This is a genomic window from Pedobacter sp. MR22-3, from assembly GCF_026240075.1.
Lineage (GTDB): Bacteria > Bacteroidota > Bacteroidia > Sphingobacteriales > Sphingobacteriaceae > Pedobacter.
Genome location: NZ_JAPIVF010000009.1, coordinates 105233 through 124632 on the forward strand (window position 1 = coordinate 105233; position 19400 = coordinate 124632).

The 19400-nt window shown below is 38.8% G+C and carries 12 protein-coding genes; 6 read left to right on the plus strand and 6 right to left on the minus strand.

Annotated features, from left to right (window positions below; translation table 11 throughout):
* Positions 1 to 92: 92 nt before the first annotated feature.
* The 3 genes from OQ267_RS21050 to OQ267_RS21060 all read right to left on the minus strand — a co-directional run bounded on the left by OQ267_RS21050 (position 93) and on the right by OQ267_RS21060 (position 4196).
* Positions 93 to 830 carry a (Fe-S)-binding protein gene (locus OQ267_RS21050; RefSeq protein WP_088302736.1) on the minus strand — a complete coding sequence of 246 codons (738 nt, stop codon included), beginning with the start codon at positions 828 to 830 and terminating at the stop codon, positions 93 to 95.
* A gap of 17 nt (positions 831 to 847) precedes the next feature.
* The gene (locus OQ267_RS21055) at positions 848 to 2155 is read right to left on the minus strand and encodes an MFS transporter (RefSeq protein ID WP_265837928.1); all 1308 of its coding nucleotides are present in this window, start codon (positions 2153 to 2155) and stop codon (positions 848 to 850) included.
* Between the two features lie 142 nt (positions 2156 to 2297).
* The gene (locus OQ267_RS21060; RefSeq protein WP_265837930.1) at positions 2298 to 4196 is read right to left on the minus strand and encodes a RecQ family ATP-dependent DNA helicase; all 1899 of its coding nucleotides are present in this window, start codon (positions 4194 to 4196) and stop codon (positions 2298 to 2300) included.
* Positions 4197 to 4365: 169 nt separating this feature from the next.
* On the opposite strand from OQ267_RS21060, the gene OQ267_RS21065 reads away from it, so the two are divergent.
* The gene (locus tag OQ267_RS21065) at positions 4366 to 7593 is read left to right on the plus strand and encodes an amidohydrolase family protein (protein ID WP_265837931.1); all 3228 of its coding nucleotides are present in this window, start codon (positions 4366 to 4368) and stop codon (positions 7591 to 7593) included.
* A gap of 67 nt (positions 7594 to 7660) precedes the next feature.
* Here OQ267_RS21065 and OQ267_RS21070 read toward each other — a convergent pair whose 3' ends face one another.
* The 3 genes from OQ267_RS21070 to OQ267_RS21080 form a co-directional block, all read right to left on the minus strand.
* Complete coding sequence (locus OQ267_RS21070) at positions 7661 to 9856, minus strand: B12-binding domain-containing radical SAM protein (protein ID WP_265837933.1); 2196 nt, start codon at positions 9854 to 9856, stop codon at positions 7661 to 7663.
* Positions 9857 to 10199: 343 nt separating this feature from the next.
* Positions 10200 to 11528 (minus strand): PAS domain-containing protein, encoded by a 1329-nt coding sequence (locus tag OQ267_RS21075; RefSeq protein WP_265837935.1) that lies wholly within the window; start codon positions 11526 to 11528, stop codon positions 10200 to 10202.
* Positions 11529 to 11710: 182 nt separating this feature from the next.
* A complete protein-coding gene (locus OQ267_RS21080) occupies positions 11711 to 12127 on the minus strand; it encodes a hypothetical protein (RefSeq protein ID WP_265837937.1) in 417 nt (138 codons plus the stop codon).
* A gap of 897 nt (positions 12128 to 13024) precedes the next feature.
* On the opposite strand from OQ267_RS21080, the gene OQ267_RS21085 reads away from it, so the two are divergent.
* The 5 genes from OQ267_RS21085 to OQ267_RS21105 all read left to right on the plus strand — a co-directional run bounded on the left by OQ267_RS21085 (position 13025) and on the right by OQ267_RS21105 (position 19317).
* On the plus strand, positions 13025 to 13387 hold the full coding sequence (locus OQ267_RS21085) for a hypothetical protein (protein ID WP_265837938.1): 363 nt from the start codon (positions 13025 to 13027) through the stop codon (positions 13385 to 13387).
* Between the two features lie 1087 nt (positions 13388 to 14474).
* Positions 14475 to 15962 (plus strand): alpha-amylase, encoded by a 1488-nt coding sequence (locus tag OQ267_RS21090; protein ID WP_265837939.1) that lies wholly within the window; start codon positions 14475 to 14477, stop codon positions 15960 to 15962.
* Positions 15963 to 16003: 41 nt separating this feature from the next.
* The gene (locus tag OQ267_RS21095; RefSeq protein WP_265837941.1) at positions 16004 to 16213 is read left to right on the plus strand and encodes a hypothetical protein; all 210 of its coding nucleotides are present in this window, start codon (positions 16004 to 16006) and stop codon (positions 16211 to 16213) included.
* A 318-nt stretch (positions 16214 to 16531) separates the two neighbouring features.
* A complete protein-coding gene (locus tag OQ267_RS21100) occupies positions 16532 to 16921 on the plus strand; it encodes a hypothetical protein (RefSeq protein ID WP_265837942.1) in 390 nt (129 codons plus the stop codon).
* A 104-nt stretch (positions 16922 to 17025) separates the two neighbouring features.
* Positions 17026 to 19317: a mechanosensitive ion channel family protein gene (locus OQ267_RS21105; protein WP_265837944.1), complete on the plus strand. Its 2292-nt coding sequence runs from the start codon at positions 17026 to 17028 to the stop codon at positions 19315 to 19317.
* The last annotated feature ends 83 nt before the right edge of the window (positions 19318 to 19400 follow it).

Genomic DNA, 19400 nt, shown 5'->3' on the forward strand with positions numbered 1-19400 from the left:
GGCGTTTGGCGTTTGGCGTTTAAGGAAAATTTTAATTAATGCGAGTGGTTTGTATTAAACGCTACTTTACGGAAACATTTATGCTGACGAAATTAATATTCAGTACTTTCCAGCCAGCCATTACACAAAACATCAGCAAGGTGCATGGTTTTGATGGGCAGGTTATTTTTTTCAATGTAGCCTTGTAAATGCAATAAGCAGGATAAATCTGTTGAAATAATGTAATCAGCATGTTGTGCCATGGCGTGATTTACTTTTTGTTCGGCCATTGCAGAAGAAATCGCATCGAATTTAACCGCAAAGGTACCTCCAAAACCACAGCACATATCTGTATCCTCCATTTCCAGCATTTCCAAACCATGAACTTTTGAAAGCAACTGACGGGGTTCGTCTTTAATTTTACATTCACGTAAAGCACTGCACGAATCGTGGTAAACGGCCTTACCTTCCAGCTCTGCGCCGAAATAATCTTTTTTCGCTACGTTGATCAAAAAGTCTGAAAGTTCCCAGATATTAGATTGTAAATTCCTGCATTTGTTGTGCACGATCGTATTGGTAAACAAATCATTATAGCCACCCTTTACCATGCCTACACAGGAGGCAGAAGGTGCCACTACATAAGTATTTTCTGAAAAATCATTTAAAAATTTAGTACCTACTTCTTTTGCTTCATCCCAGTAACCGGCATTATAGGCTGGCTGCCCGCAACACGTTTGTTTGGAATTATAGCTAACCTCACAGCCTGATTTTTCTAATAACCTTAACGTATTAAAGGCGGTTTCGGGATAGAGCTGATCTACAAAACAAGGCACAAATAATTCTACTTTCATCATATTTCAGGGCAAACTTACGGTTTTACTATTTCTTTGCTTTCGTTTTTTCTTAAGATCAGCAAAAAGATTAAACCAATGATGAAAAATGATGCCAAAGCAATAATGGAATAGCGAATATTACCTGTTAAATCTTCAATATAGGCAAAACTAAATAACCCGATTACAATAGCCAGTTTCTCCGTAACATCATAAAAACTAAAAAATGAGGTGGTATCTGGTGTATTTAAGGGCAAATATTTAGAATAGGTAGAACGGGATAGCGACTGAATTCCACCCATAATCAGTCCCACAATCGCGGCCATAGCATAAAACTGGTATTCGTTGGTAATGTTGTAGCCATATACGCAACAGCCGATCCAAACCAGCACCACCATGATTAAAACATTCACATTACCCACCTTTTTAGCCAGAAACGACATCAGTAATGCTCCCGGAATAGCAACGAGTTGAATAATTAAGATCACCGCAATTAACTTTGCTGTTCCTAACTTTAATGTTTTTTCGGCAAAACCTGCAGCAGCCAGCATGATGGTCTGAACACCCATTGAATAAAAGAAAAAAGAAAATAGAAAACCTTTTAGTCTTTTAATTTGCTTCAGCTGTTTCCAAACCTTCGATAATTCACTAAAGCCATCTTTAATGATATTGGTTTTGATTTTAGTTACCTGTGGAGTTCCGTTTGGCAGCACATGAAACGGAATTTGGGAAAATGCGATCCACCACACCCCTACCAGTAAGAATGACAATCTCGGCGGAAAGGAGGCATCTGTAATACCAAACCACTCTGGCTTTAATACAAATAAAAAACAAATCAGCTGAAGCAAAACAGAGCCGATATATCCATAAGAAAAGCCCTGTGCACTTACCCGGTCCTGGTGTTCTTCTGTCGCGATTTCAGGGAGGTATGCATTACTAAACAACACCCCACCAATATAGCCCATTGCAGCCAGTACAAAAAATATGATACTCATTTCAAGGGTATCCAGCTTAAAGAAATATAAGGCCATGCAAGCCAGGCCACCCATGTATGTGAAAAATTTCATGAATGATTTTTTATTTCCCCTCCTGTCGGCAATAGAAGAAAGTATGGGCAGGGCCAAAGCCATAATCAGATATGCAAATGATAGCGCATAGTTAGAAAGCGATGTATTAACAAAATGTCTTCCAAAAAAGGTAACCTGATCACCATGTTCTTTAGTTGTGGTGATAATGGTATAGTAAGCCGGAAAAATTGTGGACGTAATTACGAGATTGTAGGCCGAATTTGCCCAGTCGAAGAAAGCCCATGAACGGATGGTTTTCTTATTGTTTTTTTCTATCATTTATATTTTCGCTTCGCGGAAGATTACACAGATTGATATGATTAATACAAAACTAATATTTTACCGATAATTATGGTTAACAGTTCTCAATTTACAATTAATAGTTTTCAAATCTCAAATCTGGCATCTCAAATCTATCTTTTTACGCCTCCAGATAATATTTCTTTCCATCCGTTTTAATTTTACCTGCGTCTAATAATTCCCGAATGGCATCGATCCGTTCATTTTCAGTACCTTTCTTAATGGCGGTTACCAAATCATCCAGCGTAAAGGCCTGTTGCTGCAATAAAGAAATGATTTCGAAGTCAATTTCATCATTGATCAGCTGGTCGTTTTCAGCTTTTTTTTCAGCCAGGCAAACATCGCAAACGCCACATTTTGAAGCATGATGTTCATCAAAATAAGCCAGTAACTGAATGCTGCGGCAAATATTTGTTGAAGCATAGCTGATTACTGCATTTATCTGCTTCAGTAGAATTTCTTTACGCAATTCGAGATACTTTACATCTAAATCAAAATGATCCATATCCACACGTGGCCTGACATATTGCAACTGTGGCTGGTCGGTTTGCTGAATATAAGTAAGCAGTTCCAGCGATTGTAATTTATGAAGTAGGGCAATGATATCCTTATAAGACAAACCTGTTTTTTTGGCCAGATCTGCTTCATTGATGCTGATAAAGCCATCAAAAGCACCTCCATGTGATCTTAAAATGGTTTTAATAATACCATCGTAAGCCTTGTTTTCGATCTGAAACCTGTAAATATCTTCATGACTGGCGATAAACATCATTCTGGAGGATAGAAAAACACTTTCTGACAGGGTAAGGTAGCCATCATGTTCCAGAAACTTGAGGGCAGATATTGTTTTTAATACACTGATGTTAAAACGTTTGCAAAAATCAGCTATATCAAAAGTAAAAGTAAGGCCTTCGCCCGCACCAAAAGCCAGCTGAAAGTAGTTGCCCAGATAATGGTAGGTTTTTCGGATATCATCAGGAGCAGGAAAACTATCAATATAGCGTGATTCCAGGTTCAAGATATCAGATTGATTGGCCAATAAAACGGCGTAACTTCTTTTCTCATCCCTTCCGGCCCTCCCCGCTTCCTGATAATAGGCTTCCAGGCTTTCGGGTAAATCCAGGTGTACCACAGTACGCACGTCAGCCTTGTCAATCCCCATTCCAAAAGCATTTGTGGCCACCATAATACGGGTCTTATTTAGTTTCCAGTCTTCCTGCTTTTTAAATCTGACATCCCTTTCTAAACCAGCATGGTAAAAATCAGCCTTGACCTGATTGCGGTTTAAAAAATTGGAAACTTCAGCCGTTTCACGCCTGTTGCGCACATATACCAAACCTGTGCCCTTCACATTTGTACAAATGTCCAGTAGTTTTTTATACTTATCTTCTTTATTAAAAACAACATAGCTCAGGTTATCGCGAGCAAAACTTTTCACAAAAACCTGCGGATCAGTCATCTCCAGCTTATCCATGATATCTTGCCTTACAAAAGCCGTTGCCGTAGCAGTGAGTGCCAATACCGGTACTTCGGGATGAATTTCCCTGAGCCTGGCAATTTGCTGGTATGGCGGGCGAAAATCATATCCCCATTGGGAGATACAATGCGCTTCATCAACCGCAATAAGATTGACATTCATATATGAAATCCGCACACGAACCAATTCAGCTAATAGTCTTTCAGGAGACAGGTAAAGAAACTTGATCTTACCGTAGATACAGTTATCCAGTAAAATATCAATTTCGCGCTTTCCCATCCCTGCATAAATGGCTATGGCTTCAATTCCCCTTGATTTCAGGTTTTCCACCTGATCTTTCATCAGGGCGATTAAGGGCGAAACGACAATACAAATGCCTTCTTTTACCAATGCGGGAACCTGAAAACAAACCGATTTACCTCCTCCGGTGGGTAGAAGTGCTAAACTGTCTTTTCCTTCCAGAACAGAATTGATAATATCCTGCTGGAGCGGTCGGAAGGCTGGATAACCCCAGTATTTTTGTAAAATCTCTATGGCTGTCATAAATCGGCGGTATCAAAACTATAAAATTTATATGTAAAGCAATAGCATATTTACAATTGGATCAAAACCATCTTGCAAAAGATTATTAACTTTGTTCAATACGTCAATAAATGCTGGAAAATCAGTTCACTGAAATTATTTACTTGATTAAAAATGTCCTTAATATAAAATGAAAAACCTTTACTTTTTTTCTGCGCTCTCTCTTTTATTTTTCACTTCAAATGCCCAGGAAAAAAAATGGGATGTAGAAAAATATCAGGGTACAACCAAGAATTTTACGCTAAATACGGATGAAGGTACCTGGATGAACCTGGATGTGAGTCCGGATGGCCAGGAAATCGTTTTTGATTTATTGGGTGATATCTACACCATGCCCATTTCCGGTGGGCAGGCCAAATTAATCAGCGGTGGCATTGCTTACGATGTTCAGCCAAGGTTTAGTCCGAATGGCAAATATATTTCTTACACCAGCGATAAAAGTGGTGGTGATAACATCTGGATTATGAGCCGCGATGGCTCTGATAAAAAGCAGGTAACAAAGGAAAACTTCAGGCTTTTAAATAACGCTACCTGGATGCCAAACAGTGAATACCTGATCGCCCGTAAGCATTTTACCGCCAGTCGCTCATTAGGTGCCGGTGAAATGTGGATGTACAATATAAACGGCGGTGAAGGTGTTCAGCTTACCAAACGGAAAAATGACCAGCAGGATGCCGGTGAACCCAACGTTTCACCCGATGGAAGATATGTCTACTTCAGTGAAGATGTAAGTCCCGGACCAGATTTTGAATACAGTAAAGACCCGAATGGCACCATTTATGCCATCCGCCAGCTGGATTTAACCACCGGAAAATTAACCACATTTATTAATGAGCAAGGGGGCGCCTGCCGTCCTCAGGTTTCACCGGATGGAAATCTGATCGCTTTTGTGAAAAGGGTCCGTTTGAAATCTACACTATATGTACAAAATATTAAAACAGGTGAAGAATGGCCTGTAAACGAAGATTTATCTCACGATCAGCAGGAAACCTGGGCTATTTTTGGTGTTTACCCGAACTTCGCCTGGACACCTGACAGCAAAAGCCTTGTGTTTTATGCTAAAGGAAAAATCAGGAAGACAGAAATTGGAACGCTGATCAATTCAACCATTCCGTTTCAGGCAAACACTGTTCAAACCATACAGCAGGCTTTACATTTTGAGCAGCAGGTATTTAGCAAAGATTTTTCAGCAAAAATGCTCAGGCAGTTAAGTACATCACCAGATGGCAAAACCATTATTTTTAACGCAGCCGGATATCTTTATAAACAAGAATTGCCCAATGGAACACCCGAACGTTTAACCAATGGATTGGATTTTGAATTTGAGCCGGCATTTAGTCCGGATGGCAGGTTTGTAGTATACACCACCTGGAGCGACGAACTCCGCGGAGCCATTAAAAGAACCGATTTAAAATCTGGAAAAACCATTAGCTTAAGCGACGAAAAAGGTTTTTATTATTCGCCTCAATATTCTACCAAAGGTGATAAAATTGTGTTCAGAAAAGGTAGTGGAAATGATGTGCTGGGCTATAATTATGGTCGTGGAACCGGAATTTTCATCATGCCGGCAAACGGTGGGGCTAAAACGCTTGTTTCTGATAATGGCATCCGTCCGCAGTTTAACAATACCGATACGCGGATTTATTTTCAAAGTTATGCTGAAGGAAAGAAAGCCCTGAAAAGCATTGATCTAAATGGCGGAAATGAAAGAACACATTTCACATCCCAATATGCCAATCAGTTTGTCATCAGTCCGGATAATAAATGGCTGGCTTTTAACGAGCTCTTCAATGTGTATATTACCCCAATGATCAATATTGGAACCGCCCAGGATGCATCAGCAGGAAACAAAGCCATTCCGGTGGCCAAAATCACCACAGATGGCGGAACATACATCCAATGGAGTGCCAACAGTAAAAACCTGCACTGGACTCTAGGACCTAAATATTTTACGGTAGATGTAAACCGTTCCTTTAATTTTGATGGCAGTTCGCCAAAAATCCAGGCCACTTCAGTTGATATTAACCTGGTTCTAAAATCAGATGTACCTACTGGTATGGTGGCATTTAAAGGTGCCAGAATTATCTCCATGAAAGGCGACGAAGTAATTGAAAACGGAACCATATTAACTGATGGTAATAAAATTACGGCCATTGGTAAAACTGATGCGGTTACAATTCCGGCCAATGCAAAAGTGATTGATGTGAATGGAAAAACCATTATGCCCGGTATAATTGATGTACATGCGCATCTACGCACAAGTCCTGACGGTATTTCACCACAAAGCGACTGGAGTTACCTGGCCAACCTGGCCTTTGGGGTTACAACATCACATGATCCATCCAGCAATACGGAAATGGTATTCAGCCAGAGTGAAATGCTGAAAGCGGGCAGGATGATTGGTCCGAGGGTTTATTCAACCGGTTCGATTTTATATGGTGCAGATGGAGATTTCAAAGTAGTGATTAATAGTTTAGATGATGCCTTGGCCAATCTTAAGCGTTTAAAGGCCGTGGGTGCATTTTCCGTAAAATCATATAATCAACCCCGCAGAGAGCAGCGCCAGCAAATTCTGGAAGCAGCAAGACAGTTAAAAATGGAAGTGGTGCCTGAGGGTGGTTCCACATTTTTTCATAATATGAATATGATTGTGGACGGACATACGGGCATTGAGCATAGTATACCGGTTTTACCTGTTTATAAAGATGTCACTACGCTATGGAACAATACAGATGTGGCCTATACCCCTACTTTAATTGTGGCCTATGGAGGCCAGTGGGGCGAAAATTACTGGTATGATCGAACCAATGTATGGGAAAACGAAAAGTTAATGACTTATACGCCGCGTTCCATTATTGATGCCAGGGCCAGGCGCCGAACAACTTCTGAATACAGTGACTACAACCATATTGATATTGCCAAGGCTGCCAAACAAATTGCCAATGGAGGTACTAAGGTAAACCTGGGCGCACATGGCCAAATCCAGGGTTTGGGCGCACACTGGGAATTGTGGATGTTTGTACAAGGTGGATTTACACCGCTGCAGGCAATTAGAAATGCCACTTTAAATGGTGCAGCTTATTTAGGGATGAATAAAGAACTTGGCTCTTTGGAAGTTGGAAAACTAGCCGATATGGTGATTATGGATGCCAATCCCCTGGATGATATCCGTAATTCAGAAAAAATCAAATACGTGATGATTAATGGCCGGCTGTATGATAGTGCAACCATGAATGAGGTTGGCACCAGGGAAAAGCTCCGCAGTAAATTATGGTTCGAAAATGCCAGGGGAAATGGATACATCGTGCCAAATGGTGAATCTGAAACCTGGACTTTTACGGTTCCGCATTGTGACTAAATTTTATCCCGCAGATTAATAAGATTTATGCAGGTGTTTGTAATCTGCGGGGAAACTTATAAAAAAATTAAAGCACCAACAAACCAAATTCCCTCAAATTGTTGACTGGTTTTGAATACCAGAACAATTCGAAGTTTTCCATCCCTGTTTCAAAATCAGCTTTAACATCGGCGAAAGTATAAACCTTTTCTCTTTCAATTGAAATTTTTTGAAGAATAGCACTCAACCATTCGCCTTCATTTCTATTGGTTTGAATGGTAAATGTTTGCTTTTTATCATGAAAAGTAAGTGTTGTCATTTCCCACGAATTTCCTTTTTTAGTTTTAGTAAAATAATCTATTTCAGGATTATTACCTAACCAAACTACTTTTGCTGTAGGCTTCGTATTAAATTGTTGATCTTCGTTTAAGGCAATTTCAATAAAGTCTTTCGGGATTTTTGTCCTGGGAATCTTAAAATCAAACCAGTCCTGAAGTTCATAATCGAAGCAGATGCCGTGCATGAAGTTGAACAATGACTTTTTTAATCCAAAGCTGAATTTATTATGATCGATTCCTGTTCTATCAGTATAATTAATGTCGTTATTGGCAAAGGTTCCGATGATTTCTGAATCTTTTATTACGCCAAATTTTTCGGGATATAATCCCACCGGACTATGTGCCGTCATGGCGAACTGATGCCAGAAACCGGATTGCAGGATACCTGCTTCAAATAACTGCCTGACCATTTCAAGGCTATCTACCGTTTCCTGGATGGTTTGTGTAGGATAACCGTACATTAAATAAGCATGTACCATAATACCTGCTTCGGTAAAGTTCCTGGTTACCCGGGCTACCTGTTCAACCGTTACGCCTTTTTCAATCAGTTTAAGTAAGCGATCGGAGGCAACTTCTAATCCACCTGAAACAGCAATACAACCCGATGCCTTTAAAAGCAAACATAAATCTGCGGTAAAACTTTTCTCGAACCGGATATTGGTCCACCAGGTAACAGCCAGTTTACGCCGGAGAATTTCCAGGGCCACCTCACGCATCAGGGCTGGTGGTGCGGCTTCGTCCACAAAATGGAATCCGTTTTGTCCGGTTTTAATGGATAATTCCTCAATCCGGTCTACAATCTGCTTTGCCTGAACTGGTTCATAAACTTTAATATAATCCAGTGAAATGTCACAGAAAGTGCACTTACCCCAATAACAGCCATGGGCCATGGTTAACTTATTCCACCTGCCATCGCTCCACATGCGGTGCATTGGGTTCACGATTTCAATCACTGAGATGTATTGATCCAGCAATAGACCTGAATAATCCGGTGTACCAACATCAGCCTGTTTATAATCTTTGCGGAAGGAATCATTTCTGTAAACTACTTTTCCGTTTTCCAGCAGAAAAGTACGTTTATAGAGCTGCATCTCTTTTGGAACTCTTCCACTGATGTTCTCAATAAGCAATTCTATCGGCAACTCACCATCATCCAGGGTGATGAAATCAAAAAATTCAAAAACCCGCGTATCCGAAAGGGAGCGCAACTCTGTATTTGGAAAACCGCCACCCATGGAAATTTTAATTTGGGGATGATGTTTTTTAACCCACTGTGCAGCGCGGAATGCACTATACAAATTCCCGGGAAAGGGAACTGAAATCAGAAATAGCTCCGGCTGAACTTTTTCGATATGTTCTTTTAAAATGGAAATCAGGAGCTGATCAATATAACTGGGAGCCTGCGCCAGTGTAGTATACAATTCGTCAAAGGAATTAGCACTTCTGCCCAGTCGTTCTGCATACCGGCTGAAACCAAAATTCTCATCCACACATTCTACAATATAATCTGAAAGATCTTCGAGATAGAGTGTAGCCAGATGCTTGGCTTTATCTTGTGTACCCATGGCACCAAAGGCCCAGTCAAGCTCTTCCAGCTGTGAAAACCGTGATGCCTCCGGCAGAAAATCACTGCTGCAAATCTGTAAGGCTAAAGTTGGATTTTTACCCTGGAGAAAATGAATAACCGTATCAATGGTTTTCAGGTACTCATTTTTTAAAGCGAGTATTCGCTTTGAATTGGCACTTAGCGGTTTTGTTACAGGCGTAGCAAATAATGAGGTTAAGCCGTTCTTAGAAAACATTTTGAGGATCACCTCAATACCTAGATCAGCCTGGGTAGCACTGATATTTTTAGTATTCAGAAAGCCTTTTATATACGCCGATGCCGGATAGGGTGTATTCAGTTGGGTAAAAGGTGGCGTGATGATAAAAAGTTCTGTCTTCAAAGGAAATATTTAAAACACAAAAGTACGGGATTTTGTAGATTTTAAATCATTGATGATGTTTTCTTAAATCTTTTGAATTAAATATGAGTAAATAATGAATGAAAGTATTCTATCATCGTTTATATTTTCTACAATTAAAGATATGCCAATTTATAATGTAAATACCTTTAAAACATAAAAGCACCCAAATAGTATGCCTTATACTTTCTAATGTGCATTATATAGTTATTTAATTCATCATAACTGTCAGATTAAGTTTTGACTAGTTCACTTGAAAGACTTCGCAAGTTTCATACAGTGAATTGCGAAGTCCCCCCTTTCTGCTATTTGATACAAAATGACGTTAACGGTTTTCTATAATTTTATTGATACCGATAATGTGTGAGGCTCTTCCATGCATATCATATCTTGGCTTGCCAAATGCACTGATCCAGTGTACCGATCCATCTTTCCATTTCACTTCATATTCTGCCCGATATACACCATTATTTTCTATGGCATGTTCAACAGATTTTTTAATTTGCTGCCTGTATTTCGGTAACATGGCTTCGAAAAGATCGGGATAATTAAATTGTTCATCAATATGATAACCGTAATTCCGTTTAAACTGATCATTGGAAGTCATTTTTCCTGTAGCGAATTCTACTACAGTATATCCCATTTCACCGGCATCAATGGCACTCATCAATACAACATTGGCTTCTTCGTTCAATTGCTTTGCAATAACCTGCTCAGTAATATCTGCCAGTATAAACATGATGCTGTTTCCGCCTGTTTCCAAGTTTTTGGTAAACTGCAGGGTTATGTTAATGTATAAACTCCTAAGCTGGTTTTCATTCCACACCAATAGCCGTACTTCATGGCCGTGTACGAGTTTTCCGGTCTCTTTTATGTTGTCTATTAACCGTAGAAAATCCTGATCTTCCAGATCTGGAATGACCAAAGAAAGCGGCTCACCTATTAGTGCTGAATCGCGACCCAAAATATTCAGCAAAGTCTGGTTAGCCTGTTCAAAAACATGATTTTCTTCAGAAATAATACCGATAGCTACCGGAGCCTGCTGAAAAAGTATTTCGAAATTATCCTGAAGACTTTCGAGATCACGGTTAGCTTTCGCAATTTGTTGCTGGTAATCTATCAATCCGGCATTTTGAGCTGCAATATTTTCGTTTTCAGAAATCAGATGACCGGCTTGCTCCCTTAATGCAGTCTGATTCATTACCAACTTTGCCAGTCCGGCTAAAATCTCCTGCTTTTTTTCATCAAATTTCATTGGTTCATACCCCATCACACACAGCGCACCAATTCGGTATCCATCATTGGTAATCAATGGTGCACCAGCATAGAAGCGTACCTTGTATGGGTTATTCGCCAGTTCCGGTATATCAAAAACATCCTCAATAACAGTTATATCTTTACTTTTAATTACCTCATTGCAAAGACTATCTCGTTTATAAGATGAAACATCATGATCAAATCCAATATTTGCCTTGAAAAATACCTCATCTTTATCTACAAAAGAGATCAGGCAAATCGGAAGATCAAAAATCCGGGTAGTCACTTCTGCCAACTGGTCAAAAGTGGATTCAGCTGATGTGCCCAAAATTTGATAACGGTTAAGTGCTTTCAGCCTATCGGCTTCAGTTTGTGATGGGTAATTTGAATTTCTCATATTTTGTTGTACGATATTTTGGTTATTGCAAAGTTTGTTTAAATCGTTTTAGCTAAATTACTAATGGTTATTCAGTAAAAATTATCCAAAGCATGAAGTCATGCGCCGGATTAATCTGAGCGCTCATATAAATTCAGCTTATTGATGTGGCTTTTCTTAATTAATTTTTTGCCAGCGGCATATTAAGTTTTAAGTTTTGTTGATTCAGCGTTACTATTAATCGTTTTGTCAGAAAGTTCCTTTTTCGTTAGGGTAAGTGTACCGAATAATGAAACAGGAATAAAAAAAATCCATACATCATTATCAATGGGACAGTTTGCAATCTCGATCCATCCGCTACTCGCCGCATCAGGATATAAGGTATAACTGCTCTCCATGTCTACATCACCGCTATTGTAGAGCCTGCAATTGCTGGTGTTGCCCACCCTTTGAAAACCGCATGCTGAGGTGCGATTACCTGGCGACCGGAGAAAGTAATTAAGGCCTTTGCCCGATTGTTCCGTGTAAAGCACATTACCAACCAGACAGCCCCTCGTTTGCGCAAACATCACGTTTGCACACCAAATGTTAATTAACAAAAATAAAATAATTTTTTTCATAAAATACCTAAAACGGTATGTATTAGCAATGTTTAAATAAAAAAATGGGAGATAAAGAAATATTCTGCTGATCGGCTAAAAGGAAAAGGATATCGGACAAATCTACACAACATTAACCATTTTGGACTTATTAAACATACAAATAGTAGTCAGTGTTGTACGTAATGACTTTACCATGAAAATCACTAATAATCAAAAATGATGTGCCAAATACCTCAAAATGAATAAGAGCATTACTAAAACGAAATAGTAGCCAAAACAGTCATTTTTTATAACGCTAGCAGTAAAAGATGAATGATATGCTGTTTTTAATGAAAATATATGTGAAAGGAAATTTATAGGTGGGCATATAATAAAGCATACAGTAATGCCTGAACAGGCACAAAAAAACAGGGAAGGAACCACTCTCCCCTGCTATCATCAACTAAACTAAACTGTTTAAAATTAAACACAAGATAACAGACATCCAAAAAAAAGCAACAATGTTGCAATTAAATGATTATTTGCTACATCCCCCCTATTCAAACGTGGCATTGATTCCTTAAAGAGTCAGTTCATATTAATGAAAACTAAATAGGATGAGTAAAAATAAGTTGTAAGATCAGCAATCATGCCCATAAGTTCAGATCTATATTTAAGGTTTTTGTATTTGCTATAATTTGATTTTAAAAAACCAATTTTCAAATCCCTTATTCAATAGGTTTACACGCCTTAAGTTTTCGCTATATCATTATTGTACGCTTTTCAAAATCATCAGCTGCTTTTTTGAGTTTGAATAACCTAAACACGCCACAGCAGGCCTGTAAAAGGCAAAATGAATGAAAGGAATGGCTTATCAGGTGGGTACGCTCGATAGTTTTGTAAGTATTCAGATCACTATTATATGTCTTCTTACTTATGAAATCAATATCTAAAACGAGTTTTTTAATTGTTTTTTTTCTCCTGTTATCACATTATGGTTATACACAACCTATAGGTTGTCAGCCTTTAAATTCTACCGAAATCTATACATCTAATGTTTTGGGTATTTGGGGTGGAACACCTTTACTACCAACCTGTGGTCCTACTTCAACTATTACCACGCAATATGCGGCAAATGTTAGAATAAGGCCTAACCGGAGTTGCAATATTAACATACTTGGCGCCGGAAATGAGGTATATTACAATGTTGCTTACTGTCCGTTAGATGATTACCTGGTTTACTTTGGTTGTGGACTGGGCGTATTAGGCTTCAGAATGCTCTCCAGACGGCTGGCCTAATACGAATGATAAAAGAATGATACCACTGTATATTTCTCCGGCCCAAAAATTGGATAAAATTAGGAATCCGAAGAGGTAAACATTCTACGATATGAAGCAGAATGCTTCACGCTCTGGCTGCAAGCCTTCCTTCTCTCGCAATGTGCCCATAAAGAGAACATTGCGGGAAGGATTTTTTTATTTAATCGCCCCATACGAATCCATCAAAATGTTCAATCACTTTTGTTTAAATCTGCTTTTCCATTAAAAAAATCATTAGATTTTAATGAAAATATTTTCTTCAAACAGATCAATTCTTTATCGGTATTCCTTTTGTTCAGTTTAAAAATCAAGCAAAAAAAATGCCTTTGGGCATTAATAATCTGGTCTTATAAAGCATTTCATGATTAACATATATAATAAATGGGTTTAAGTAAAAGTATTGCGGCTGATTGTTGAATTTGTATCTTCCGGAACAACAGCTGAAAGAGCTGCTTTTTCACTTCCTATCTATACCATTGAAAATAGAAAATTACCCGGGATTACTCTTATTATGACGATTTTGAAGAAGAGATAAACTGGAAGTGAGTCACCGGCAGCATGAGGAAATACAATCGTAAGTATTGATGCATTTAAAATGCAAATGCGATAAGACTTGCTTATCGCATCGCGGAAACATACTAGCGATGTTTAGTTGAGAGCATTGCTGTTTCTGTTTTAGTTAATGATGATACGAATGTAGTATTTTTCAGATTACCATACAATCATAAAATACTGTTAAAGTATCCTAAGAAATACAATCAAAAAATATAATCCAACAAAAAAAAATACAAATAACTATAATACAAATACTTATACAAAAACAATTATTAACTCAACTGATTTTGATTTGATTTTTATCAACAACTATATCTGGTTTCACCATATTTTGAGATGAATCTCCTTTTAACATATAGCATAAATGTTTAATTAGATGAATGATACAGCCCCACAATAGATTTAATTGCCTTTAACGGCTATCTGAAATCTTTTTTCAATTCCCGAAAGAGATTTGCTTTATCACTCAAACAAAGCCTAACTTTTAGAGTTGTATTCAAAAATAAAATGAATGGAAAATCATACAATGCTTCAATATTTCGAATGGTACTACCCTAAAGATGGTAGCCTTTGGAGAAAAGTAAGTCAGGATGCAAAAGAATTAAAGGAAATGGGAATAGATTCAATTTGGTTGCCGCCTGCCCATAAAGGGATGGATGGTACTGAATCTACAGGTTATGACTCTTATGATCTATACGACCTGGGTGAATTTGACCAAAAAGGAAGTGTTGCTACCAAATACGGAACAAAAGAAGAATATATTGAGGCCGTAAAAACAGCAAAAGCGGCCGGGCTTCAGGTTTATGTAGATATTGTGCTCAACCACCTTGGTGGTGCCGACGACTTTGAACCGGTAATGGTAAGAAAGGTAAATCCCGAAAACCGCAACGAATTTATTTCAGAACCTTTTGAGATTGATGCCTATACCAGGTTTACCTACCCCGGCAGAAATGGCAAATATTCTGAATTTAAATGGGATTACCAGTGTTTTACCGGTGTAGATTATGATGCCAGAACACAGGAAACAGCTATTTATAGCATTCAAAATCAATATGGCGAGGGTTGGGAAGAAGTAATAGATAACGAAAATGGCAACTACGATTACCTCATGTTAACCGACATAGATTTCAGAAACCCGGCGGTAAGAGCAGAACTGAAAAGATGGGGGAAATGGTTTTATGAAACGGTGGGTTTTGATGGTTTCAGACTGGATGCCATCAAACATATGCCGCATGCTTTCTTTAATGAGTGGCTGGATTATCTCCGTGCAGAACTGAATGCAGAACTGTTTACCGTAGGTGAATACTGGTCGCCATATGATTTACAATCGATGATGGATTATATTGAGGCCACAGAAGGACGCATGTCGCTTTTTGATGCCTGTCTTCAGGCAAATTTTTCCAGGGCTTCCAAAGCAGGGGAAGAATTCGATCTTTCTACCATCTTAAACGGAAGTTTGGTTCAGGTACGTCCGGAACTCGCAGTTACACTGGTTGAAAACCACGATACACAACCGCTTCAATCTTTAGAACAAACGGTAGAACCCTGGTTCAGGGCACATGCTTATGCCATTATTCTACTACGTGAGGCGGGTTATCCATGTGTATTTTATTCTGATGTTTACGGATCTTCCTATACAGATAAAGGAACAGACGGAAAAGACCATGAAGTAACCATGCAATCGCTTCCGCAACTGGCGCAGTTATTACACTTAAGAAAAAACAAAGCCTACGGTTTTCAGCGAGATTATTTCGATCATGCAAGTTGCATTGGATGGACCAGGGCCGGTGATGAGGAACATCAGGGTTCGGGTGTCGCCGTAATCATGTCCAATGGTGAAGCAGGCACAAAACATATGGAAATGGGCGAGGCATTTGCCGGGCAAACCTTTACGGATTGTTTAGGTCATGTTGAGGGTGAAGTAACCCTTGATGAACATGGATGGGGCGAGTTCCGTTGCGATGCCGGTTCTGTATCAGTCTGGGCCGTTTGCGGTTAAACGACCAGGAAATTATTAAATGTCTCAAAAACGAAAAACTAATGGAAAAATTTGAATTGAACCTGAATGGACTGAACCATGATGTTCTTCCCCAGGATAACGGTACTTACCGAATTATGAATGGCGAAGAAAAAATTGGTGTCATTTATGCGGAACCTGGTGATGAGGGGCCGCAATGGAAAACGCTTGATGATCTCGATACGGATCTGGTTAACGATTTGGGCAAAGCCATTACAGATCATAATGCTTAATAGCTTCAATTAATCTCATCTGGTCTGAGGTCTGAAAAGACAAAAGCCGTATTCCTATTGTCCATTGCATCAGCGGTTAAGCATTTGCAATGGACTTTTACACGAAATGCCACCTGACATTAGGAATTAGTTTCAGAAACCGAGATCCATTTAATAATTCGAAAATCCATTGCCTGATCGATCTATCAGTTTACTCTAATTCGATAATTATAAAACAATGTAAAGATCACATCGGTTGCTATAGATAATATTCCAATGGATAAACTTGTGTATTCAACAAACATTTGTTGTACTATAACGCTCTTGATGAATTAGCCTATGATAGATAAAAAAATAAGAGAAGCGGAAATCCTTTATGAAGAATTAAAAGATAGTGCAACCTTACAACTGGAATTATTGAGGTTAGATGCCATACATTATATTGCCAAACTTAGCGCCAATCTGATCACGAATATATTTACCTTAATTTGCGCCATTTTAGCTTTTCTGTTTGGTACCGTTACACTAGGTTTTCTATTTTCAGATTTATTAAACAGTTACACATTGGGCTTTGGCGGACTTACCTTATTCTACCTATTGGTTGCCATAGTGACAATTAAAAAGGCAAACTTTATAGAAGCCATCATTATTAATTTTACCATCCGGAAATTTTTATTGACCAAAGGAAATAAAAACGATGGATATCATAACCCGTTGGATCCTGAGTAAAGCAACTTAAAGGGAGATCAAGGCTATTATCTATATTAAAAACGAATACCATTATTACAATGAAATTTGCTGTAAAACCAAAATGTATTTTCTTTATTTTGCTGATGCTTGTATCCACCAGCATCTGGTGTCAGGCACAGCAGGCAAAAACCAAACCAACTGATTCTGTTAATACCATTCCTGATACACTCCTTTTTAAAATTCAAACGGCCCAGTCTGCCATTACGGAAATCAACGCGGCCAACAAAAAGGGATATAACCTCGATGCCATTCAGCGCCAGTTTAATACGGTAAAAGAAAATGTAAATCCATTGATTATATCTTTTAAGGCTAAGGAGGAACTTGATACCAAAAACCTGTTGAGTTTTGATCTTATTTTGCGAGATGCAGATACCAGATTAAAAAATATTACGGCTATTTTAGTACAAAACAGCAATGCTCTTCAAAAAATGTCTGACCAGGTAGTTAGCCTGAGCAGCGATACCCTACTGCAAAACAATAATGGCGAGGATGGCCGGAAACTATATCATCAACAGATCAGTGAAATTAAATCGCGATTACAGGAGGCTGGAAAATTAACAGGTGAAAACCTGAGTCAGGTCAATGTACTTCTGGCCAATACTTCTGCATTAAATGTAGTGGTCAATGATTTGCGTGCACAAACTGCTGAAAAACTGGCGCTTTCAGGCAAACTCGCTTTGCGCAAACGGAATCCATACCTTTGGCATGCCACGCTCCAAAACCCGGCCAGCCAAACCACTGGTAATTTAATTGCATCATCATATCAGGGACAGCAGCAAATTCTCAAATACTTTATTCATTCTACCTGGGATAACCGTTTTCTGGCCATCTTAATTTCCGTTGTTTTTTTTATCTGGGTGCACCGAAACTTCAAAAGTTCCAGGCGTGCGGCAATCAGGCGCCAGCTTGGTGACCTGAAATTCGAATACCTCAAACCCTTCCCGATTTTTTCAACGCTGATTGTATTGTTAAACATTACGCCGCTTTTCGAACCCGATGCACCAGCACTATACATTGAATTGATTCAGCTTTTACTACTGGCTGTGATGTCGGTTCACCTCTGGAACACTTTAGAAAAAAAACAGCTGCGTTTCTGGCTGATGCTCATGGCTTTATATACCATCATGATTATCGGAAATGCCGGAGTAGATGATACGCTTCCACTTCGTGTGGTGCTGATTGCCATTAACATTTTCTTTATATGGATTGGCATTCAGCTATTTAATAAAGTAACTTTTAAGGAATTTTCCAAAAAATATATCCGCACTGTACTGATAATCCTCATTTTAATGAATGCGCTCTCCGTATTGCTGAATCTTTTTGGCAGGGTTGATATGGCCAAAGTAACCAGTGTTACCGGAGTGATTGGCCTCATTCAGTTAATTGGTTTGAGTGTGTTTATGCAGATTATGCTTGATGCACTGGATCTGCAGATGAAAATCAGTTCCTGCAATAATGGTCTTTTTTCGAGAATCAACCACATGAAAACAAAAGCCAAATTTAAAAAGGGGCTTTCTGTACTTTGTGTTTTATTATGGGTAATCGTATTGCTTATCAACCTAAGTCTGATTGGAGGCCTCTGGCAATGGATCAGCGAAATACTGTCAAAACCGAGGGTATTCGGCAGCATTCACTTCAGCCTTGGTAACATCGTATTTTTTATTGTCATTATCTACATCGCCAATAAACTACAGAAACATGTTCCCTTATTGTTTGGTGAGGAGCGCATTACCTTTAATGAAGATAGTGGTCATAAGGGGTCAAAAGTGGCATTGGTTCGCCTGGTGATCATTGTTTTAGGTGTATTACTGGCCGTAATGGCTTCAGGTTTACCAATGGATAAGCTTACGGTTGTTTTAGGTGCATTTGGTGTAGGTATTGGTTTAGGGATGCAGAATATCGTTAATAATTTTGTTTCCGGAATTATTCTGATTTTCGAAAAACCCTTCCGTATAGGCGATTATGTTGAACTCGCCGATAAAAAAGGCAAGGTTCGGGATATCGGAATCCGCTCCAGTAAACTCCTTACCCCTCAGGGTTCTGAAGTCATCATTCCCAATGGTGATTTACTTTCAGGACGTTTGGTAAATTGGACCTTAGGGAATGATTTCATTAAAACCGAACTCGTTTTTAAAGTAAGTGCAGAAAGTGATTTTGAAGACATCAAAAAAATTATCTCGGGCATGTTAAATGAAGCGGAAAATACCGTAAAAAAACTACCTCCTGAAGTTTTACTGAATAACATTACAGCTGACAGTTTAGAAATTAAGGTCCTGCTCTGGATTAACAATATTTATGTGGAAGCAGAATTTAAGAGTGATTTCCTGCAACAGCTGGTGAAAAAATTAAAGGATGCCAGCGTTAAAATCATGTAGTGGCTGATGCATGTATTTTATATTTGTCAGAGAGAATTTTAGCATCAGGTCATTTGTCTAAAACTTTTTTCAAATGTTTAAAG

What these genes read in the sequence shown, in the direction of transcription:
- OQ267_RS21105 (WP_265837944.1), top strand. Translation starts at nt 17,026, where the DNA reads ATGCTTGTATCCACCAGCATCTGGTGTCAGGCACAGCAGGCAAAAACC.
- OQ267_RS21090 (WP_265837939.1), top strand. Translation starts at nt 14,475, where the DNA reads ATGGAAAATCATACAATGCTTCAATATTTCGAATGGTACTACCCTAAA.
- OQ267_RS21055 (WP_265837928.1), bottom strand. Translation starts at nt 2,155, where the DNA reads ATGATAGAAAAAAACAATAAGAAAACCATCCGTTCATGGGCTTTCTTC.
- OQ267_RS21060 (WP_265837930.1), bottom strand. Translation starts at nt 4,196, where the DNA reads ATGACAGCCATAGAGATTTTACAAAAATACTGGGGTTATCCAGCCTTC.
- OQ267_RS21080 (WP_265837937.1), bottom strand. Translation starts at nt 12,127, where the DNA reads ATGAAAAAAATTATTTTATTTTTGTTAATTAACATTTGGTGTGCAAAC.
- OQ267_RS21085 (WP_265837938.1), top strand. Translation starts at nt 13,025, where the DNA reads ATGAAATCAATATCTAAAACGAGTTTTTTAATTGTTTTTTTTCTCCTG.
- OQ267_RS21065 (WP_265837931.1), top strand. Translation starts at nt 4,366, where the DNA reads ATGAAAAACCTTTACTTTTTTTCTGCGCTCTCTCTTTTATTTTTCACT.
- OQ267_RS21050 (WP_088302736.1), bottom strand. Translation starts at nt 830, where the DNA reads ATGAAAGTAGAATTATTTGTGCCTTGTTTTGTAGATCAGCTCTATCCC.
- OQ267_RS21095 (WP_265837941.1), top strand. Translation starts at nt 16,004, where the DNA reads ATGGAAAAATTTGAATTGAACCTGAATGGACTGAACCATGATGTTCTT.
- OQ267_RS21075 (WP_265837935.1), bottom strand. Translation starts at nt 11,528, where the DNA reads ATGAGAAATTCAAATTACCCATCACAAACTGAAGCCGATAGGCTGAAA.
- OQ267_RS21100 (WP_265837942.1), top strand. Translation starts at nt 16,532, where the DNA reads ATGATAGATAAAAAAATAAGAGAAGCGGAAATCCTTTATGAAGAATTA.